This is a genomic window from Phormidesmis priestleyi BC1401 (assembly GCF_001650195.1).
Taxonomy (GTDB): Bacteria; Cyanobacteriota; Cyanobacteriia; order Leptolyngbyales; family Leptolyngbyaceae; genus Phormidesmis_A; species Phormidesmis_A priestleyi_B.
In genome coordinates this window covers 1-20,880 of the sequence record NZ_LXYR01000002.1, presented here as the reverse complement: position 1 = coordinate 20,880, position 20,880 = coordinate 1, and the positions used below count along the sequence as shown (strand labels likewise).

Annotated in this window: 22 protein-coding genes; 12 read left to right on the top strand and 10 right to left on the bottom strand. The window is 49.2% G+C overall.

The features are described 5' to 3' along the window. Positions 1-147 precede the first annotated feature (147 nt). From A8707_RS01505 to A8707_RS01480, 6 genes are all read left to right on the top strand, one after another. Positions 148-1,158, top strand: a complete 1,011-nt coding sequence (locus tag A8707_RS01505; protein WP_068814514.1) for an ABC transporter permease — start codon at positions 148-150, stop codon at positions 1,156-1,158. Between the two features lie 9 nt (positions 1,159-1,167). Further along, a complete protein-coding gene (locus tag A8707_RS01500) occupies positions 1,168-2,010 on the top strand; it encodes an ABC transporter permease (protein WP_068814513.1) in 843 nt (280 codons plus the stop codon). An 81-nt stretch (positions 2,011-2,091) separates the two neighbouring features. Next, complete coding sequence (locus A8707_RS01495) at positions 2,092-2,562, top strand: tetratricopeptide repeat protein (RefSeq protein ID WP_068814512.1); 471 nt, start codon at positions 2,092-2,094, stop codon at positions 2,560-2,562. Between the two features lie 18 nt (positions 2,563-2,580). Next, on the top strand, positions 2,581-2,892 hold the full coding sequence (gene grxC, locus A8707_RS01490; RefSeq protein ID WP_068814511.1) for a glutaredoxin 3: 312 nt from the start codon (positions 2,581-2,583) through the stop codon (positions 2,890-2,892). Positions 2,893-2,990: 98 nt separating this feature from the next. Then, positions 2,991-3,716: a photosystem II biogenesis protein Psp29 gene (gene psb29, locus A8707_RS01485; RefSeq protein WP_068814756.1), complete on the top strand. Its 726-nt coding sequence runs from the start codon at positions 2,991-2,993 to the stop codon at positions 3,714-3,716. A 275-nt stretch (positions 3,717-3,991) separates the two neighbouring features. Continuing rightward, positions 3,992-4,531 carry a late competence development ComFB family protein gene (locus A8707_RS01480; protein ID WP_068814510.1) on the top strand — a complete coding sequence of 180 codons (540 nt, stop codon included), beginning with the start codon at positions 3,992-3,994 and terminating at the stop codon, positions 4,529-4,531. Here the strand turns inward: A8707_RS01480 and A8707_RS28845 are convergent. From A8707_RS28845 to A8707_RS01470, 3 genes are all read right to left on the bottom strand, one after another. Continuing rightward, a complete protein-coding gene (locus A8707_RS28845; RefSeq protein ID WP_197484574.1) occupies positions 4,528-4,692 on the bottom strand; it encodes a hypothetical protein in 165 nt (54 codons plus the stop codon). The two genes, A8707_RS01480 and A8707_RS28845, sit on opposite strands and share 4 nt — an antisense overlap. Positions 4,693-4,882: 190 nt before the next feature. Beyond that, positions 4,883-6,106, bottom strand: a complete 1,224-nt coding sequence (gene chlP / locus A8707_RS01475; protein WP_068814509.1) for a geranylgeranyl reductase — start codon at positions 6,104-6,106, stop codon at positions 4,883-4,885. A 148-nt stretch (positions 6,107-6,254) separates the two neighbouring features. Further along, on the bottom strand, positions 6,255-7,232 hold the full coding sequence (locus A8707_RS01470) for a DNA-methyltransferase (RefSeq protein WP_068814508.1): 978 nt from the start codon (positions 7,230-7,232) through the stop codon (positions 6,255-6,257). 213 nt (positions 7,233-7,445) lie between these two features. Here A8707_RS01470 and A8707_RS27800 point away from each other — a divergent pair, with 213 nt between their 5' ends. The 5 genes from A8707_RS27800 to A8707_RS01450 all read left to right on the top strand — a co-directional run bounded on the left by A8707_RS27800 (position 7,446) and on the right by A8707_RS01450 (position 12,517). Further along, positions 7,446-7,733 (top strand): hypothetical protein, encoded by a 288-nt coding sequence (locus tag A8707_RS27800; RefSeq protein ID WP_231947891.1) that lies wholly within the window; start codon positions 7,446-7,448, stop codon positions 7,731-7,733. Positions 7,734-7,961: 228 nt separating this feature from the next. Next, positions 7,962-8,636: a deoxyribose-phosphate aldolase gene (gene deoC / locus A8707_RS01465; RefSeq protein ID WP_068814507.1), complete on the top strand. Its 675-nt coding sequence runs from the start codon at positions 7,962-7,964 to the stop codon at positions 8,634-8,636. 11 nt (positions 8,637-8,647) lie between these two features. Then, complete coding sequence (gene recO / locus A8707_RS01460; RefSeq protein WP_068814506.1) at positions 8,648-9,505, top strand: DNA repair protein RecO; 858 nt, start codon at positions 8,648-8,650, stop codon at positions 9,503-9,505. A 2-nt stretch (positions 9,506-9,507) separates the two neighbouring features. Continuing rightward, positions 9,508-11,184 carry an MFS transporter gene (locus tag A8707_RS01455; RefSeq protein WP_231947890.1) on the top strand — a complete coding sequence of 559 codons (1,677 nt, stop codon included), beginning with the start codon at positions 9,508-9,510 and terminating at the stop codon, positions 11,182-11,184. A gap of 85 nt (positions 11,185-11,269) precedes the next feature. Beyond that, positions 11,270-12,517: a glycosyltransferase family 4 protein gene (locus A8707_RS01450; protein ID WP_068814505.1), complete on the top strand. Its 1,248-nt coding sequence runs from the start codon at positions 11,270-11,272 to the stop codon at positions 12,515-12,517. A gap of 4 nt (positions 12,518-12,521) precedes the next feature. On the opposite strand, the gene A8707_RS01445 is transcribed toward A8707_RS01450, so the two are convergent. From A8707_RS01445 to rsmI, 3 genes are all read right to left on the bottom strand, one after another. After that, entirely contained in the window at positions 12,522-13,151 is a 630-nt protein-coding gene (locus A8707_RS01445; RefSeq protein ID WP_068814504.1) for a hypothetical protein, read from the bottom strand. A gap of 93 nt (positions 13,152-13,244) precedes the next feature. Next, the gene (locus A8707_RS01440) at positions 13,245-13,574 is read right to left on the bottom strand and encodes a hypothetical protein (protein ID WP_068814503.1); all 330 of its coding nucleotides are present in this window, start codon (positions 13,572-13,574) and stop codon (positions 13,245-13,247) included. A gap of 85 nt (positions 13,575-13,659) precedes the next feature. Further along, positions 13,660-14,535 (bottom strand): 16S rRNA (cytidine(1402)-2'-O)-methyltransferase, encoded by an 876-nt coding sequence (rsmI, locus tag A8707_RS01435; protein WP_231947889.1) that lies wholly within the window; start codon positions 14,533-14,535, stop codon positions 13,660-13,662. Here rsmI and A8707_RS01430 point away from each other — a divergent pair. Further along, positions 14,534-15,394: a PfkB family carbohydrate kinase gene (locus A8707_RS01430; protein ID WP_068814502.1), complete on the top strand. Its 861-nt coding sequence runs from the start codon at positions 14,534-14,536 to the stop codon at positions 15,392-15,394. The two genes, rsmI and A8707_RS01430, sit on opposite strands and share 2 nt — an antisense overlap. 922 nt (positions 15,395-16,316) lie before the next feature. Here the strand turns inward: A8707_RS01430 and A8707_RS01420 are convergent. The 4 genes from A8707_RS01420 to A8707_RS01405 all read right to left on the bottom strand — a co-directional run. After that, a complete protein-coding gene (locus A8707_RS01420; protein ID WP_068814500.1) occupies positions 16,317-17,078 on the bottom strand; it encodes a response regulator transcription factor in 762 nt (253 codons plus the stop codon). After that, entirely contained in the window at positions 17,056-18,207 is a 1,152-nt protein-coding gene (locus A8707_RS01415) for a hybrid sensor histidine kinase/response regulator (RefSeq protein WP_068814499.1), read from the bottom strand. Before A8707_RS01415 ends, A8707_RS01420 begins: the two co-directional genes overlap by 23 nt. Further along, on the bottom strand, positions 18,208-20,172 hold the full coding sequence (locus A8707_RS01410; protein ID WP_068814498.1) for a PAS domain S-box protein: 1,965 nt from the start codon (positions 20,170-20,172) through the stop codon (positions 18,208-18,210). A 24-nt stretch (positions 20,173-20,196) separates the two neighbouring features. Then, the coding region (locus tag A8707_RS01405) for an RNA-guided endonuclease InsQ/TnpB family protein (RefSeq protein ID WP_156518316.1) at positions 20,197-20,880 on the bottom strand (684 nt) is incomplete at its 5' end.

Here is a 20,880-nt window from a genome sequence, read left to right as displayed (position 1 = left end):
CGATTTCACCCTCTAGACAGTAGACTATTCACTTTCAGGAATCAATAACTGGGGTGGAGTTACAACCACTGGGGTGGCAGTCAGACACCTACTGAGTTAAGGCAATGGTAGAGTTGCAGAAACGTTGCGCTGGTAGCGATCGACTCGATGGGGCAATACATTTTCAAGCGTCTACTCGGTTTGGTGCCTGTGCTGTTAGGAATTACCCTGGCGGTGTTTTTGCTGCTGCGATTTATTCCGGGCGATCCGGCGATCGTATTAGCAGGTGAACGGGCAACTCCAGACCAGATTGCAGCCCTGAGAGAACAGCTTGGACTAAATAAGCCGTTGCTATTTCAGTATTTTGCTTTTCTAGGGAACCTGTTGCAGTTAAATTTTGGCAATAGTTTAATCAGTGGCATTCCCGTGATCGATGAAATTCGGACTCGGTGGACCGCAACGTTTGAGTTGGCGATCGCCGCGATGCTGATTGCAATCACGATCGGAATTCCCGCAGGCGTGATGGCGGCGGTTCGCAAAAATCGCTGGCTCGACCAAGTGCTGATGGCGGGTTCGCTTTTAGGAGTCTCGATTCCGGTTTATTGGCTGGGGCTGCTGCTCGTCTATTTGTTTGCAGTCACGCTCAACTGGTTGCCACCCAGCGGACGTATTGGCATCGAAAGCGGACTCAACTTTCAGCCCATTACAGGCTTCTATGTGCTGGATTCGCTGCTCAGGTTAAATCTGCCTGTCTTCAGCGATGTGGTGTCTCATCTCGTCTTACCCGCGTTGACGTTGAGCACGATTCCGTTTGCGATCGTCGCCCGCATCACCCGCAGCGCCATGCTCGACGTGCTAAATCAAGACTACATTCGCACCGCAAAAGCCAAAGGAGTGCCCGATCGACTCGTAATTTTTCGTCACGCTCTCAAGAATGCGCTGCTGCCGATTAACACCACGATCGGGCTACAGTTTGGTACTCTGCTAGGAGGCGCAATTCTCACAGAGACCATCTTTTCGTGGTCGGGCATCGGCTCCTGGATCTATGACGGAATTCTGGCAAGGGATTATCCGGTCGTGCAAGGCGGAGTTGTGTTTATTGCCGTTGTGTTTGTCGTGATCAATCTGCTAGTAGACCTGTCTTACGCTTGGGTTGATCCGAGAATTCAGTATCGCTAATTCAGATTGATGGAACTCCAACCACAGGCAATCCAACGGTTTAGAAAATCGCTCTCTGGCAAAATCGGACTGGGGCTGACGATCGCGCTTGTTCTCCTAGCTTTGCTGGCTCCTCTCCTGCGACCCTACAATCTCGCTGCCGACCAAAGTTATGTCACCCGATTAATTGCGCCTAGTGCGGCTCATCCGTTTGGCACGGATGGATTGGGGCGTGACCTACTGACCTTGGTGTGGTACGGCATCCGAACATCGCTGCTGATCAGTTTAGTGTCGGTTGGCTTTGGGACAGGCATCGGCTTGGTTTTGGGAGTGATGGCTGGATACTTTCGCGGTTGGTTAGACACGATCGTCGGCTGGCTCACCGATATTTTGCTGGCGTTTCCGTCGATTTTGCTGGCGATCGTGATTGTCACCGTAACGAGTCCGAGTTTGCAAAGTGTGATTATTGCGGTAGGAATCGTGCAAATTCCGATTTACATCCGCCTGACCCGCAGTGTGGTGCTGTCTCTGCGAGAACAGGAGTTTGTGCAAGCTGCCAAAGCCCTGGGCGCAACTCCATTCTGGATTATTTGGCGGCATATCTTACCCGCAAGTCTCTCGCCGTTAGTCGTGCAAGCGACTCTTTCGATCGGCACCGCCACCCTAGAAGCTGCCGGACTTGGATTTCTGGGATTGGGGGCGCAACCTCCCACCCCAGAGCTAGGAACGATGCTGGCAGACGCGTTTAAGGGAGGCTATGCGCTCTCGGCTCCGTGGACGACGATTTTTCCGGGATTGGTGATCACCCTGATTGTGCTGGCGTTTAATCTGTTGGGCGACGGGCTGCGAGATGGGTTAGATCCTCGATCGTGATATCCAGTTGAAACGATCAAATTTGACTACAGTAGAAGAAGGCACCTTCTGTTTTGAACGGTTCTCGATCGTAAATTGACCATGAATAAAGCCTCAATGGATTCACTGCTACAAGACTTAAAAAACGCTGATGAAGAAGTCCGTGACCAGGCAACTGAAGAGCTTTGGCGTATCTGGTTCAACCAAAAAGGAACCTCTGGCTTTCAAGCGTTAGAGCGTGCCCAGAGGCTGCTGGAATCGGGAGAAATCACTCAAACTGAAGCGGTTTTGACCGATCTGATTGAAGCAATGCCCGATTTTTCAGAAGCGATCAATCGTCGAGCCGTGCTGTATTTTTTGACTGGAGACTATCAGAAAGCGATCGCCGATTGCCAAGCCGTGATTTGCCTTACCCCCATTCACTTTGGGGCACTGCACGGATTGGGGTTATGCTACGCCGCTTTAGGGGATTATCAAAAAGCGATTCAGGCGTTTCGAGAAGCGCTTAAGATTCAGCCGTTCGCGATTCAAAATCAGCGATTAATATTAGAATGCACAGCCAAACTAAGTTAGTGCTTAGTCATTTTTATTATGCTGAACACGCTTAATTCACTGTTAGGTCGTCACCCCGAACAGATGAAAGCCAACGTAGAAATCTACACCTGGCAAACCTGTCCGTTTTGTATGCGAGCCAAACTGCTGCTGTGGTGGAAGGGAGTCGATTTTATCGAACACAAAATCGATGGAGATGAAGTCGCCCGATCGACGATGGCAGACCGCGCCAACGGCAAGCGCAGCGTTCCCCAAATTTTCATCAATGCTCAACCCATCGGCGGCTGTGACGATATTTATGCGCTCGATCGTCAAGGGCAACTTAATGTCTTACTCACTCAGCCTGCTTAATTTTCTCATCCTGTCTCTGATCCCCAATCTTTTTTCTCAACTTGGCAAACGTCCAGTCAAGCGAGAGAATGGAGAACTGTCACCCACAAGGTCTTGTTGTGAACAACGTCCGCACCGTTTCCGATACCAAACGTGCTTTTTATAACACCCACACGCGTCCGGTAAACTCTATTTACCGTCGAGTCGTCGAAGAATTGCTGGTGGAAATGCACTTGCTCACCGTCAACGTGGACTTCCGCTATGACCCGATTTATGCGTTGGGTGTGGTTACGTCCTTCGATCGCTTTATGCAAGGCTATCGCCCCGAAGTCGATAAGTCTTCGATCTTTAACGCCATTTGTCAGTCGTTAGGCGACAACCCTCCCAACTATCGGGGCGATGCCGAACACCTGATCTCACTCGCCTCACAGCACCCCTGGGAGCAGTTGCTGTCACAGTCGTCTGATATCCCCGAAGCGCATGACCTTCGCAATCATCTTCAAGCGATCGTCAACAATCCTAAGTTCAAATACAGTCGGCTGTTTGCGATCGGGCTGTTGACGCTCATTCAAACCGCCGATCCGGCGATCGTTAAAGACGAAGCCAAACGGACAGAAGCCGTCAAGCAAGTCTGCTCACTGCTGAATCTGCCCCAAGACAAGCTGCAAAAAGACTTAGAGCTTTATAGCAGCAACTTAGAAAAAATGATCCAGGCTCAGATTGTGATGGAAGATCTGATTAAAGCCGATCGTAAAAAGCGGGAAGAACGCGCCCAGGCAAAAGCAGCCTCTACGGAAGCAGCAGTGTCTGAACCGCCCAAAGACGAAGCGACCTCTGGTTCTTAATCGTCAAAAATTCTCATCGGGTGGGCGTTACGTCCGCCCTTTTTTGTGCCCTGGACGAGATGCACGATCGCACTAAAAATTTAGATCGATCTTTAAAGACGAGGTTCAAATTCAAAGTGTGTTGTGTGACTCTAGCAGCTTTCAAGAAGTTGAGTACACCAACCCTTCATCAATCTAGCTCTGCCTATGAGGGATTTGTAACAAGGCAGCACCAACTGTTAGACAAGCAACAACTCAGGGTACTCCAAGAGAACAAACGATTCTGAGTGTCAACAATGGGTAGCCTTGCAAGTTCCTTGACAGATCCTTCTCCAACTCAGCCAGACAAACCGCCTGCTTTCACCAAACACTCACTCAATGTAATGGAAGTCTTAGTGAGTGAGGAAGTCGAGAACCAGCTCAATGCCTTGCCTCACAAGATTGCCCGCCAAGTGAACCCGGCTGAGGTCACTGCTTTTACGCTCAATCGGCTACCTGCTTTGTATGCGACAAGCAAACGCGGTTGGCAACGTCAATGGAAGCGAGGCAAGGGAGAACTACACGCACAGATTGCTACAGCCGTGCGTCAAGGAATTGTAGCTGTGCAACGCGATCCGCTTCATTCCGACAGTCCTCTCACCTTTGCAGAGGCAGATATGGCTCAAGTTGCCCTGGGAGAATTGAAACATTTACTGCAATGTGAGCAGTTGTCGTGGCAGAATCTGCCGAGCGTGGTGAAGCTGGCATTGATGGACACGCTTCGAGGAAAAATTACATGGAATGCGCAGCGTAGCGAGATCTTCGACTGGGAGGAGCACCCTCACCATCAGAGTTAGCGAGGCTGCTTGCGGGAGTGAGTAGCCCCTCGAAACAGGTCAGCATCCTTCCGCCACACTACGCGATGTCCTTTTAACTCAGGGCAAGCGCGATATGTAAAGTATTCTTGCGGCAAAAACCGAATCGAGTCTTGATCGAGGGTGCCAGCAATATCCGGCAAAAATAGATCTAGGAACTCACTAAAAAATGTGGTGAGCAGTTCTTTGAAGAGGCGTTTACCCCGTTGGGGAACTGCGAAGTAACGTGGTCAATCATGAAATTCCTGCAAATCACCGAAAAATGAGTGTGTGATTAAAAAAAGGGTGGACACGATCGCGTCCACCCTTCACAGTCTTTAGTGATATCTAACGTTAAGGCGCTAGAGCATTGCCGCGAATTAGACTCCCGATCGTCTTGGCAGTAATTTTTAACTGCACGAAAGGATTGGCAGGAACCACGGTCTTGTAGAGATAGCTATCAAACGTCAGCTTTTGAACGTCGAGGTCAGAGCACATCTCGACAAAGGCTTCACGAGTCGCATCAGAGCGATAGAACACCGTTTGCAGAATGTCGAGCACTTTGTAAGTGATGCCATACTGACGATCCCACCGCTTGATGTAAACCTTGAGGTCTGCCTCAGTCGGGATCTTGCTGCCGTTTTCAGAAAATTCTACGATCGCTTCTGCACACATTCGGGCAGACTTGGCTGCAAAATAGATGCCTTCACCGGATGATTTTGTCACCGTCCCGGCGGCATCTCCGACGAGGGCAACTCGACCGACGACGCGGCGAGGTCTGGGATGTTCAGGAATCGGGTGTGCTTCGACGCGGATGATTTTGCCCCCGCGCAGTTTTTCGGCGGCTCTGGTGCGAATGCCAGCCTGGAGTTTTTTGATATCGGCTTTGTTGGGCGACATCGTGCCTGTGCCGACCGCAACGTGATCATATTTAGGGAAGACCCAAGCGTAGAAGTCAGTCGAGACATCATCGCCGACATACATTTCCGCGAGATCTTCGTAATATGCCATCTTGTCTTCGGGCAGACGAATCCGCTCTTGGAAGGCGATCGCATAGCGATAATCACCCGCATCAATGGCTTTGGCGACGCGAGAGTTTGCGCCGTCTGCACCGACCACGAGATCGACTTGCAGCGTTTTGGCGGTTCCTTCTAGGCTGCCGTCAGAGTGATCGGCATAGTGCAGCGTGTAGGCTCCTTTGCTGCTCGTCGGAATTTCTAGCTTGTGCATCGTGCCATTGATCAGCACCGCACCATAGGAAATCGCTCGATCTCGCAAAAAGCCATCCAGCACTTCACGACGGCACATGCCGATATATTCTTCGTTCTTGAGGGTGCCCCCGATGTTGACTTCTACATTGGATGGAGAAATCATCTTCATCTTTCGCACCTTGCGATCGATGATGCGATCGGGCAAGTCAAATTCGCTCACCATACAGAGAGGAATCGCACCACCACAGGGCTTTACGTTATCGAGTTTGCGCTCGATCAAAAACGTTTCGATTCCTGCTTTTGCTAAGATCTCAGCCGCAGACGACCCAGCCGGACCTCCACCAACCACCGCAACCCTCAGTACCAAAAGTTTTCTCCCGTTCTCTAAAAGCTACGAAATGAATGGTATCACGGCAATTTGGTTGGATTGGTATTACTCTCACTAATTTGAAACAGAGCTTAACAAATGCGGCTTTCGAGGTCGAAATTCAGATTCAAATCGCAACAATTTAAACTTAGGAGTCAGGCTCTTGAAGCTGATTTCTAAGTTTGAGCGAGTTTCGCTCCCAAAAAACACCATCGGCTAACCCCTGAATGGTTTGCGATGAGTCTGCAAGCTCTAATCTACGTTCAGTCAGAAGACAATACTCTTCACTGAGGTCAATGCCTAGATAGCGTCTGTCCAGTTTCTTTGCCACGACAGACGACGTACCGCTGCCGACAAACGGATCAAACATGACATCCCCTGGATTGGAACTCGCTAAAATCAGCTTCGCAATCAGCTTTTCACTTTTTTGCGTCGGGTGATCGGTGTTTTCAGACATTGACCAAAACGGGATCGTGATATCAGTCCACAGGTTAGAAGGATGGGTGTCTCTCATGTTGCCGTCACCCGTGAGTTGCCAATCTTTGGGAGTTCCTTCTGAAGTGCGGTAGGGAGCCATCACTTTTCTTCGCAGCTTTACGGACTCAACGTTAAACGTGTAGCGGTCTGAAACGGTGCAAAACCAGATATCTTCGCTGGCGTTCTTCCAGTTTGTTTTGGCACCGCGACCCTTTTCTCGCTCCCAGGTGATGCGGTTTCGCACGATGAAGTGCTCGGCGGCGACTGCAAAGATCGATGTTGAGGAAAACCAGTCACCGCAGATGTAGATCGATGCAGTGGACTTGAGAAGAGGCTTGAGCGCACTGATTACTTGATTAAGCCAGATGGTATAGTCTTCGACCGATCGCCGAGCAAATCTCAGCCCATGAAAGGATTTCGCCAGATTATAGGGCGGGTCTAATATCATCAGGTCTATAGAATTTTGCGGCAGCAGATTTACTAGCTCTAAGCAATCTCCCTGAAGGGTTCCGATCGGAAGTTCTAAAAAGTTTCCCGATACAGACGGAATGAGACGCGATCGCAAGCGACCCCGATCCTGCTCTGTGAGTTCTAAGCTGCGATTTCGCGGCGATCGTACTTTGCCATTTTGAGAGTCTTCGTCCGTCATCCGTTCAAACCCTGAGTTTTTAAAAAAGCGCAAAGGTACGTTGAATTTTTTCTAACGCTTGAGGAACTGCATTTCAGTTTATTTATACAGAGTATGGTTCGTAATCTTTTTTGGATCTAGCTAGACTAGCATTGGCTAACTCAGTAAATCTTCGTAAAGCTTTCGTAGTTTGCTAAAATCTCTCGTTAAAATAATTTTACGAGGACTACTGAATTGTTGCTCTATTCGACGGTGTTACCCATGATAAGTGCCTTTTCAGACCGCTTTTTCAAAATGACGATCGCCACCGGGCTGTTTTTTGGCACATTAGGAGCCTATTCCTCCCCTCAGCGTCACAGTGTTTCTACGCAACATTCTCACGCTAGGTCAGCTTCCCTTATGCAGCCGATCGTTGGGTCTGCTCTGAGAAATGCTTTAAGTTGGACAGCCGCTGCAAGCGTAAAGTTTAGCCCAATTCCCAACCCAGAACCGTCTGGAACCGGGGGAACTGGAACTCGCTAGAGTGTAGGTCATGCTTGAGAAACCAATTGCAGTCAAATCCTCAATAGCGCGCAGTTCTTAGCGTCTGAGTCTTAGGGGTGGAGTGCGGATTCTGCTTTTGAGCGCCACGCTTGACGAACTAGAGAGAAAGAGGGGCACAGGTCGCTTTTTGATAGATAGTGAAAGGAAAGCGATTACCCCTTTGGGGAACTGCGAGGCAATCGTGCAAACTGACCGAGAGGGGAACCTGTGGCTTCGCATTCTGACATCGATCTCGCACCGTTTATTGATCATGCCCTACTAAGTCCGATCGCCACGCCTGAGCAGGTTGAGCAGTGGTGTGAAGAAGCCGATCGGTTTAAATTTGCGGCGGTGTGCATCAATCCTATTCATGTCCGGCAGGCAGTCGAATATCTCAGCAACAAAAGTCCGAAAGTCTGCACGGTTATCGGCTTTCCATTAGGGGCAACGACTTCTGCGGTCAAGCTTTATGAAGCTCAAGAAGCCACCGAAAATGGAGCCGACGAGTTAGATGTTGTGATCAACTTGGGCTGGCTCAAAGCCGGAGACGTTGAAGCAGTGCATCGAGAGATCGCTGAGATTCGAGACGCAACCGGACTGGTGATTAAAGCCATCTTAGAAATGTCGCTGCTCACCGACGACGAAAAGCGCATCGCCGCCGAGATCTGCATGGATGCCGGAGCAGACTTTCTCAAAACCAGCACAGGCTGGAACGGCGGAGCCACGATCGCCGATGTCAGAATGCTTAAAGAACTCACCCACGATCGAGTCGGAATTAAGGCTTCTGGAGGAATCCGCACGGTCGATCAAGCTTTAGAGTTAATTATCTCAGGTGCAACTCGACTTGGCACCTCTCGCGGACCCGATTTGATTCGTCAACGCGATACCCTAGATAAGGCGTAAAGAATTCAGCGATGAGTCGAACCTACAAAGCGATCGGAATTAACCTTAAAAGTACGCCGCTCGGCGAGGCAGATCGGATTCTGACTGTCTTGACGCGGGAGTTTGGGCTGATTCGTGCGGTCGCGGTGGGTGCGCGCAAGCAAAATTCTAGACTAGGCGGACGGAGTGGATTGTTTGTGGTTAACGATTTGCTAATTGCCAAAGGGCGATCGCTCGATAAAATCACTCAGGCAGATACGCTGGAATCTTACCCTAAGCTGGGAGGAGACCTCAAAAAGCTCACCGCTGGGCAATATCTAGCAGAGTTAACGCTTCAGCAGGCGTTGAGCGATCAGCCTCAAGAAGAGTTGTTCTATCTGCTCAACGAGCATCTGGGCAGACTGGAGCGATCGCCCTCTTCCCACGTATTGGCACACCTCAGTCATGCCGTGTTTCAGCTACTCGTCTTAGCTGGAATTGCGCCTCAAGTTCATCAATGTTGTGTGACTCAAACGACTCTCAAACCTAATTTAGCCGATTCTAGTTGGCAAGCCGGATTCAGCACGGTAGGCGGTGGGGCAGTCACGTTAGACACATTAGAGGAGCTTCAAATTCAAGATGGGGGCAAACCAACGGGGAAGTATATTCCCTCGCACCACTCAAAGAAAGCTCGACTCAACACGCCGATTAGCGCGATCGAGCTTTCTCTCTTGCAAGAGCTTACCTCCCCAGAATTGCCTCAAGAATGGGTTGCCTGCGAAGAAGCCTGGTTTGCGATCGAACGTCTGCTGCGCCATTATGCCCAATATCATTTTGATCAGCCCATCCGCTCTGCTGTTTTGATTGATAGCTGTTTTGCTCCTGCCCCCTTCTCCGAGCCGTCTGCTTAACCATGATGCGATCTCATCCGTCTGATTATCTCCTGATGTCTTCTCCTAACTCGCCTAACCGCCCCTATCCATCGGTTCCAGACCCATGGCGAAGTGGGGCTGATGGAGTCAGTTTTCCGAGCGATCGTTTAAGTGAAGAGAGAGATGTAGCCATGCTCAGAACTCAAGAGACTCCCGCTGATGATTTTAACGAGTCTGATCAATCCATAGCTGAACCAATGGCGCACCCCAATTCAGTTGCCCAAAATGGAGCAGGAAAGCATCTGTCAAACGGCACGATCGCAGGGTTATTGCCCACTACGGAGCCTTCTGACGCGCCTCTCAGCGAAACCCTTGAGTCAGATTTGCCTCAAGATGAAGATGAGCAAGGCTTTGCACCCGTGCTTAAAAACCGTAACTTTTTGACGCTGTGGGCAGGGCAGGTTTTTTCACAACTCTCAGATAAAGTTTATTTGGTGTTGATGATCGCGCTGATTGAGAGCCGCTTTCAGGCAGAAGGTCAGACGATTAGCGGCTGGGTGTCGTCGATTATGATTGCCTTCACGATTCCGGCGGTGCTGTTTGGCTCAGTTGCCGGGGTGTTTGTCGATCGCTGGTCTAAAAAAACCGTTTTGGTTGCCACCAATCTGCTGCGAGGTGCACTGGTTTTCGCGTTGCCTCCTTTATTGTGGGTGTCTCACGATTGGACAACGGTGCGAAATCTGCCCGTCGGCTTCTGCATTATGTTGGGCATCACCTTTTTAGTGTCCACGTTGACTCAGTTTTTTGCCCCCGCCGAGCAGTCTGCAATTCCGCTGATTGTTGAGCGTCGCCACTTGCTGTCTGCTAATTCGCTTTACACGACGACGATGATGGCATCGGTGATCATCGGCTTTGCAGTCGGTGAGCCACTCTTGGCACTAGCAGACACATTATTTGGTCAACTCGGCGGCTTTGCCGGAGTCGGTAAAGAAGTGCTGGTGGGCGGCGGCTACGCGATCTCCGGACTTCTCCTGGTGGTGCTCAAAACAGGGGAGAAATCAAAAACTGTGATGGTGGACGGCGTTGAGGTTGCCGCAGAAGAGCCTCACGTTTGGGAAGATATCAAAGATGGGTTGCGCTATTTGGGCAAAGAAGTCCACGTCCGCAGTGCCCTGATTCAGCTCGTAATTTTGTTCTCAATTTTTGCAGCATTGGCAGTGCTGGCGGTGCGCTTGGCGGAGGTGATTCCAGAAATTAAATCGTCTCAGTTTGGCTTTTTACTTGCCGCTGGCGGGGTTGGGATGGCAGCCGGAGCCGCACTGTTAGGCACCTTTGGGCAGCGTTTTGCTCACGCTCGATTGGGGTTATATGGCTCGATCGGTATGTCAGTCTCCCTGATCGGACTTGCTTTTTTCTATCATCACCTGTGGGCATCGCTGCTCTTGATCGCCACCCTAGGAGCCTTTGCGTCTCTGGTGGGCATCCCAATGCAGACGACGATTCAGCAAGAAACGCCAGAAGCCATGCGGGGTAAAGTGTTTGGGCTGCAAAATAATGCAATTAACATTGCTTTGAGTTTGCCCTTAGTCTTAGCAGGCGTGTCTGAAACCCTGTTTGGACTACGAGTCGTGTTTTTAGCACTTGCCGCACTGACGATCGCAGGAGCCTCATTAACCTGGTATATTTCCCGTACAACGATTTCTAAATCAGGTAGTTAGTGGTTAGAGGTTAGTCGTTTATTGCCCCAAATCTACCCCTAACGACTAATCGCCAATCATTAATCCTTTTAACACTAAACCCCGAATGCACATCGCTTGGCTAGGCAAAAAAACGCCATTTTGTGGAAACGTCACTTATGGTCGAGAAGTCACGAATGGGCTGCTAGAACATGACCATCAAGTCAGCTTCTTTCACTTTGCCCAAGAGGAAGCGGCTCCTGATAACTGGCCTGACATTCACGAAGTTCCGATTCCGTTTCTCTATAAATCTCAGATTTACACCGTCCCTAATTGGAAGTCGAGTAAGGTGCTGACTCAAGCGCTGCAAGAGTTGTCGCCCAAACCTGATGTAGTACACGCCTCACTTACGCTGTCTCCGCTCGATTTCTTATTGCCAGAAATTTGCCAGAAGCTAAATCTGCCCTTAGTTGCGACGTTTCACCCCGCCTTCGATCGCAAGCGGCGCAACCTGACATCGGGCACTCAACACTTGATGTATCAGCTTTATGCTCCGTCGTTGGCGAAGTACGATCGCATCATCATTTTTTCGCACATTCAGCGAGATATCTTGATCAAGTTGGGCGTTCCTGCCGATCGGATTGCGGTGATCCCCAACGGGGTTGACACCACGAAATATTCTCCCGGTCAATCAGATTTTAAAGAGAGATTGGGTGCCGATCGAGTGTTTCTCTATCAAGGTCGCATTGCACCTGAGAAAAATGTAGAGTCCCTTTTAAAAGCCTGGAAACAAGCAAACATGGGGGAAAACAGCAAGCTCGTGATCGTCGGCAATCATGGCACGTTAGCTTCATCGCTGGTTCCCTTTTATGGCGAAGAACACGGCATCATCTGGCAAGGATTCATCGCCGACGAGCAAAAGCGCATTGAGATTCTCAGAGGAACGGATGTGTTTGTCTTGCCTTCTCTCGTCGAGGGGTTGTCTCTCTCGCTGTTAGAAGCGATGGCGTGTGGCGTGGCGTGTGTTGCTACCGATGCTGGGGCAGATGGAGAAGTGCTAGAAAACGAAGCAGGAGTAATCATCCCCACTCAGGGGGTGACTTCTCAACTCAAATCGCTGCTGCCTCAACTGCGCGATCATCACACTTGGACTGCGATGCTAGGACGAAAAGCGCGACAACGAGCCGAAGAACGCTACACCCTTAGTCGTAACATTACTCAACTGGTCGCTCTCTATGACGATTTGCTAGAGCAACACCACGATCGCAAAAGCCGCATTCGCATTCCGGTTAAAGCTCCGGCTCAATGGCACTCTTCAACGCTAGATTTTCTTCAAGGTCGATCGGTTGTCTCAGATAAAAAAGGAGACTTTTGAACCGTTAGCCCTTTGCCCAACGCCAGTTTGGGCGATTCCATTCATAAATGCCTTGAATCTCGTATTCGCTGCCGTTCTCAAATCGGACGGTGCAGTGAGTGCTGACTTGACTCTCAACCAAGTTGTCTCCGCTGAGAGGGCTGTGAGTTTCAGTGATGCCGATGACGACTCCTGAAAACCACTCTCGGCTACACGGTCCGGTGTCTTGCACCCACTCCCACAAGCCGTTTGAGAGTTTAATCCGATCGCCCACTTTCAGCCGCAGTGACTCTTCTTCATAGTCAGCCAAATTAGCTGAGGTCACGGTTTCTAACCACTGAAGCCCATAGGCATCTCGAATAAATTGGACGTTGCCGGAGGCTCGATCGTGCAGCCAATCATTCAGTAGGGCTACCTTCCAGGATTGGTTTTGCTGCTCCTGGGCTTTGATGAACTGAAACAGTGCCTGACGTTGCTCAGGAGCCAGGGCAGCTAACGGGTTGACCTCTAGAGACGGAGGATTTGATGAATCACAAAGCCGTTCTTTGAGCACCGCCGACAAAATCTGCTGTTGATTCTCACTCAAAGAATAGCCAGCCGTTTCACACTGACGAAAGGCAGTTTGCAGAGCTGCTTCAATCTCAGCTTGGGTCATGGGCAAACCGATAAAGGGAGCGTGGCGAGTCCTACACCTGTCACTCCCAATTATGGCAGAAGTCGTGTTTGACTTACACCGTTTCTGATGGAGCTAGAATCGCGATCGCCCCGTAAGCAGTTTGTAGCCACTCACCAAGGTTGCAAAGGCGATCATAAAGTTCCAGAGGCTAGTGGGCTGGAGAAATACGCCACCACTTAGGAAGACGAGTAAGATTCCTGAACCTAATAAAATCCAGCCCAAGTTTCCAGTTTCTCTAGGAAAGCACAGCAAAGAAACGACCCCTCCCGTAACACACAAAACCGAACCCGTTGCAGGCAAGCTTCGCCAGAAATAGGGAGAGTAGTAGGTAGAAAACATGATGTCTTTCCCTAAAAAATAAAGCCCTGCCACTACCAAGAGAATTCCTAATAATTTGCTCATCGTTTCCTAAAAGACTACCCTCAGATTTTTGTTTCTCAGTCTGAATTAGACATCAGCTTGAGTCTCTTGGAATCCGGATTAACGCTTAGGATTGCTCTGGAAGGGAAAGCGCTAGTTGATAAATTTGACGACGCGGAAGTGATGTTTGTTGGGCAAGCTGGCGACTGGCATCAGAGCGAGAAAGCCCCTGATTGAGAAGGGTTTGCAGTTCGGATCTCAAGGCGGATTCTGATAAGACAACCTTTACAGCTTCAGCACCTGCGACAACGATCGTATATTCTCCTTGAGGCTCTCGTTTGACGTAAAGCTCGATCGCTTCAGCAGTCGTTCCTCGCCAAAATTCTTCGTGCAGTTTGGTCAATTCTCGCGCTAAGGTGATTTTGCGATCGCCACCCAACACATCCGCTAAGTCTTGCAGCGTGGCTCTCAATCGATGGGGAGATTCATAAAAAACGATCGTCCGAGATTCAGATTGTAGACTTTCTAAATGAGTGCGACGCGCTTGACTTTTTGCGGGTAAAAATCCTTCAAAGATGAAGCGATCGCTGGGCAAACCCGATGCACTTAACGCCGCGATCACCGCACTCGCTCCAGGAATCGGAACCACGGTAAATCCTTCTTCAGCACAGGCTTTCACCAATTCATAACCCGGATCAGAAATTCCGGGCATTCCGGCATCACTGACGAGAGCGATCGCCAATCCTTGCTGCAATTTTGCCACTAGCTCCGGGACGCGAATCATACGATTGTGTTCGTGATAGCTAATCTGAGGCGTTTTGATTTGAAAGTGATGCAGCAACTTTCCGGTATGTCGAGTGTCTTCAGCCGCGATGAGATCGACCGTTTGCAAAATTCGCACCGCCCGAACGGTCATATCTTCGAGGTTGCCGATCGGGGTGCCAACAATATAGAGTGTTCCAGCGTTTGCATCCATGTCGCGATCGTAGCCTCTAGAAACCATGAGAAAACACGGACTTTTTATCGGAATGGTGACGCTGGATCTGATTTATCTCGTCGATCAGGTTCCAGCCTGCAATCAGAAAATCGCGGCGCTCAATTCCACGATCGCGGCGGGCGGTCCAGCAACCAATGCTGCCGTCACATTTAGCCATCTAGGAAACGATGCCACACTTTTAGGAGCTGTGGGTGCCCATCCGATCAATCATTTGATTTTGGCAGATTTGCAGCAGTGTAGGGTGACGATCGCCGATCTCGATCCGACTCGATCTGATTCGCCTCCGGTGTCCTCGATTCTCGTGACTCAATCCACAGGCGAACGGGCGGTTATCGCAATGAATGCTGTCAAGTCTCACGGTGACGCAATTTTGCCTAGTTTAGAAGGGGTTGATATTGTCTTGATTGACGGGCATCAACTAGAGGCGAGTGTGGCGATCGCGCAGCAAGCCAAGCAGAAAGGAGTGGCGATCGTCATGGATGGCGGTAGCTGGAAAGTCGGCTTCGATCGGGTGCTGCCTTTAGTTGATTACGCCATTTGTTCTGCAAACTTCTATCCGCCCGACTGTCACAGTTCTGAGCAAGTCTTCGATTATTTGTCTCGGTGGGGAATTGATCGGATTGCGATTACACGGGGGGGAAACTCGATCGAGGTCTTCAATTCAGGAGTGAGAACTCAAATCGAGGTGCCCAACGTTCAGGTGATGGATACGCTCGGTGCGGGTGACATTTTTCACGGTGCCTTCTGCCATTTTATTTTGCAGACTGACTTTTTGAGCGCGTTGAGTGAGGCGGCTAAAGTTGCGGCTAACTCCTGTCAGTGTTTTGGCACTCGTGACTGGATGCTGACAACAGATGAATCATAGTCAGTGTTGATGTGCAGCACTAAAGCGATCGAGTTTAAGTTCTATCGCAATTAGGCAACGTAGACTTCGGTGGAGAAAAAGCAAATCCAAACAAAAATCGGCGTTGATGAATGCAGATATGAAATGCCTTCCTCATGAAGTCCACCGTGTACACACAAGTCTTTCGATCAGTCATTGCTGAGATCCTCGCTCCCTAAATCCCCCAATCTGGGGGACTTCAAGCTAAAATTCCGGGTTCAAAGTCCCCCAATTTTGATGAGTCACTGCCTTGGGCGGGTTCCCCGGCTTAAAGCAAGTGACGTAGGGGGATTTAGGGGGCTGAAAGCCCTGAAACGCAGCGACACAGACTTGTGTGTACACCGTAGCCTCGTGAAGTGGGGCAAGCCCTCGCCAACCCTTCACCCTGGGGAGCAGGGAGCCAGAACTCTTTTCCCCTCTCCATTAGGGAGAGAGCTAGGGTGAGGGTAAAATCTGTGCTTCACCGATCGATTCAGCAACGCCTGTATTTCTTAGGAGTTAAGACTTTCTCTAAGTTTGACAGCTTGTCTTTTGACGAAAAGAAATGAGCAGGACAAAATATTCACAACTGAATCACCGTACATCTGTTTAAGAGGTGCGTGCTCAGCAACAAGTTTCATTCCTCCCGATTTCCCTTTAGGAAGTTTGGGGGATGTTCCTACATAGAAACTTTTAGAGCCACATCATTAATGATCTGGTCATGAAGGAATTAATGCCAATAAGAACGCTGCTCACAGCAATTTTAATCACGCTTGCGCTAGTGTTCATTCCTTTGAGTCAGCCTGCTTTTGCAGATGCTGACATCGCTACAGGTGCAAAGGTCTTTGCGGCAAATTGCGCGTCGTGTTACAGACAAAAAAAGGGCAAACCTTTTTCGCCCTCGCTCATGTGTTGAGGTCAGGGTTCAGTTGTTTGAGTTTGACGCATCTAAGTCGGTTTCAAACCACTCAATTAAGTTGCAGCTTTGAAGGAGGACGGCGCTTTCTGGTATCAGAAAATCTTGTAGCTTATAAACTTGCTGAAGAATTGCCAGTTCTCGCCCATACTCTTGTTGAATCATGGCAATATTGGAGTCAGATTGGGTAGCGATCGAGGCGGTTTTTAGCAGGTGCAGCGCCATGTTGATGCTAGATAAAGGATTGCGTAGCTCTTGATAGAAGTGGTTGAGCAATCCATCGCGGGAGGAAGAATGGTTAGTTTCGACGGCTAGCTGCTGAGAAGAATCAGGACGAAAAGCCCGATCGGGGAGTTGAGTTTGAGTGCTTGCAGTCTGCTTGTTATATCGCTCTAAGAGCGCCGCCTGCTTTGCAAGCCGACCTGAAATGGCACCTAGCAGCTCTGTGGCAGTACACGGTTTGGTGAGATAATCGTCTGCGCCTAACTCCATCCCATAGCGGATATCTGCCTTTGCGCCTCTGGCAGTGAGAAAAATGAAGGGAATATCGGCTGTGTTGGTCGATTGGCGGAGATGGGTCAAGACCGAGTAGCCATCCAAATCAGGCATCTGCACATCGCAGAGAATCAAGTCTGGGTGGTTGTCGCGGGCAAGCTGTAGCCCAACGTTACCGTTTTCGCCTCCAATCCCGCTAAAGCCTTCTGCTTCTAGCAGATCTAAAATCGATTCTCGAACCGTTTGCTCGTCTTCAATGACTAAAATTTTCTTCATAAGTTAACGGGTAGTGCTTCAACGGTAGCGTGACTATAAAGGTCGTTCCTATCTCAACTTCGCTGATTACTTCGATCGTGCCGCCGTGTAGATCAACACACTGTTTGACAATCGATAATCCTAGCCCTGTTCCAGGAATAGTCTTAACATTGCTGGCACGATAGAAAGAATCGAACAGCCGCGATCGGTCACTTATTGGAATCCCAATCCCGCAATCTTGAACGCGGAAAACAACATCTTTATTACTATAAATTAAGTTAAGTTCTACATTCTTGCCCTGTTGAGAATACTTAACTGCATTCGATAACAAATTGGTCAAGATGTGACGCAAAAGATTTTCGTCTAAGCATGGAGAAGACGAATTTTCTAACAATAAAAAATTTGTGTGGCTGTGAGAAAACTGGATGGAGCAATGCATCGCTTGACTTAGCTGCAGTTCGTCAATAATATCCTTACAAAATTGGAGAAGGTCAATCGGCTGAGGGTCAAACGGTAAGTTTCCTGATTCGGTTTCTCCGATCGTTAAAACATCATTCAATAATTGACTCATTCGCCGCACTGATATTTTGATGCGCTGCAAATATCCATGCTTTCGCTCGGCTGAGAGTTCAGAGTCATAGCGCTCTAAAAGCTCAGTCGAGAAAAGAATCGCATTCAGAGGATTGCGGAATTCATGGGAGACCACAGAGATAAATCGCGATTTGAGTTGATTGAGTTCTTTCTCTCTTTCAAGCGCTAACCGAATGGCACCTTCGGCTTTGTGGCGAGAAAGAGCAATCTCGATCGTGGTAATCAACTCCCGATCTTCAAAGGGTTTGAGAATATAACCAAACGGCTCGGTAATCTTTGCGCGCTGTAAGGTATTTTCGTCCGCGTGGGCGGTCAGATAAACAACCGGAAGATTGAACTCTCTGCGAATTTTTTCGGCGGTTTCTACGCCATCTATTTCACCGCGCAGACGAATATCCATCAGCACTAAATTAGGCACATATTGAGCCGTTAGATCGAGTGCCTCCTCTGCACAAGTTGCGATCGCAATTACGGTATAGCCTGCATTAACCAAACTATTTTGAATATCTAAAGCAATGATGCTTTCATCTTCAACAATGAGAATATTGGTGGTTGACATCTAACCCTTCTGTTTTTGCTCGGCAAACGTGATCTTAAATGCAACTCCACGATCGCGCTCTAAATCGATGGTGCCATGTAGCTGTTTAGTGAGGCTACACACTAGCTGTAAGCCTAAAGATTTTGTGTTGCGGAAATCCAAATCTATTGGGAACCCTGAACCGTTATCTTGAACGATGAGCGTATAGCAATCTTCAGTTTCAGAAAAGAAATGAATATTAATTTCTCCTGTTTGACCTGCTGAGAACGCATATTTCAACGAGTTTGAGATTAGCTCGTTAATGATCAGTCCACAGGGAATAGCAGTATCGATGATGAGACGCACATCTTTGACGTTCAGATTGAGTTTAACCATTCGCGAATGCACTGAGTAAGAGCGAAATAAATCAGTTGCTAGACTATGGATATACTCCGCGAAATTGCTTTTGGCTAAATCCTCCGATTGGTAAAGCTTTTCGTGAATGAGTGCCATCGCTCGAACGCGGTTTTGACTTTCTTTAAACACCTCTAAGATGCGATCGTCTTTAATATACCCAGCTTGCAGTTTGAGCAAACTAGAGATGACCTGAAGATTATTTTTGACTCGATGGTGAATTTCTTTAAGCAGCACCTCTTTTTCTTCGAGCGACGCACGAATTTGATTTTCTGCCCGCTTGCGATCGGTGATGTCCACGACTGAGCCGATAATCTCGACAGGTTGCCCTTGATCGCGCAGCAGTTTCATGCCGTCTCGCAGCCAGCGATAAGAGCCATCTTTGTGAAGAAATCGATATTCACAGGTGAGTTGCCCAATCTCAAAGAGTTGAGAGACGTGCTCTAGCACCCTGCTTAAGTCATCGGGATGAATCCGATCGAGCCAGAAGCGGGATTCTTTCAGGTATTGCCAAACTTCATAGCCTAATTGCTGAGTAATATTTTCGCTCACAAATGTGCAGGAGCGGTTGCGATTTGGATGGCAGGTGTAGATGACTGATGGATTGGACGAGAGCAGATACTTTAGACGTGCCTGAGTCGCAATCAGCGCTTTTTCCGCCCACTTACGATCGGTGATGTCTCGCTGCAAGGCAACATAGTGAGTCAACGCTCCATGATCGTCCAAAATGGGCACTAGATTGAGATCGACCCAAAACTCAGAGCCGTTTTTGCGGTAGTTGACTAGCTCTATCTGAATCGATTTTTGATCAAGCAGCGCCTGACGAACTTTGTTGAGTTGAGCACGATCGCTTTTCGGTCCTTGCAAAAGGCGAGGAGTTTTGCCGATGACTTCCTCTGGCGCGTAGCCTGTTGATGCTATAAAAGCAGCGTTGACATACGTGATTTGAGGATTTTCAGGGTCGCCAGTCGTGATGATCACAGAATCACGTCCGTTGACGACGACTGACTCAAATAGACGCAGACGCTCTTCGGCGCGTTGACGTTCTTGCTGGGCTTGCGTTTCTTGAAGGACGATCGAGAGATAATCAGCGATAGTGATCCCGTTTAGGTTCAAGATCAACTCTCTTTCTGCGCCATTGAGAACTTGATGAGCCGCCTGAAGCATATCGGGGTGATCTTTATATAAGTCAAAGATAGACCGTCCGACCACTTCACCTGATTTGAGGTTCATGGCTTCTAGCCCTTTGCCTTCTGAGAGGATAAAGATGCCATCGCGATCGAGGGCATATAAAATCGTTGGCGGGTTGGTGACAACGGTTCGCAGCAGTTCTTCTCGCTTGGCGAGGGCGGCTTCTGTGCGCTGATATTCTAAAATGGTAGGCTGGTCAATCGCTGGGGTTGTTCGTTCGAGAAAGCGAACTTCAGATTCGGCTCGCTGACGCTGTTCTCGCTCCCAAGTTAGCTGCTGTTGAAGCAGGACGATCGTGGCATTTACGTCTGATATGCCCGATCGTAGCTGCGTCGCTAACTCAGGGTTGTGATTAGGGACGGTCTTGATCCACTGGTCGATCGTCTGTTGAAGTGTGACCAATGGGAATGTTGATACTCCCCATGCCTAAAGGCGAGGGGATTCTTGAAGAGTCCACAAGCGAACCTTCAAAGGCGTTAACAAAGCGCCCCTACTGACTCCCTCAAGGCATAGCCCTAAAGTTGTCGCTACTTTTCGCAAGATGTTTGCCGCACCGTTGCAATCAGCATTGATGTACTGATTGTTTTGAGTGCGGTACAAGCCACGTTTAACTCGTCTGCCTGACTCCTTCCACCCTTCGGGTTTCTCACCGATTTTAGGCAGGAAATCATCATCCACAAACGAAGCCTTAGACGTATAGCTTTCTTCCGTCTCAACGAATCGAATCCCGTGCTGTTCGCACAGTTGCGAGACTCTCTCTTTGAGTCTGCCCGTGGGAATCTGGACAAACTTCTGATTGGTTTTAGCACCCATATTGGCACCGTCTTTCTGCCCTCGATTCCAGCCAAACACGACGGTGCCGATTCTGTTCTCAAGACAATGATTGATCACCTTTCTAGCCGCTTTATTGACCGCATCCCTAACCTGACGATTGCGTTTCTCAGTGATGGCAGCTAATCGCTTAGACCAAAAACCTTGAGGCTGATTCTCTTTGAGGGTGGCAACTTGCTTGTTATAAAACTGATTCAGACTCTTAAGATGCAAGCCATCCACCATGAACGAAGTGCCTACATTTGAGATACAGGTTAGCCAGTTATTCAAGCCGTGATC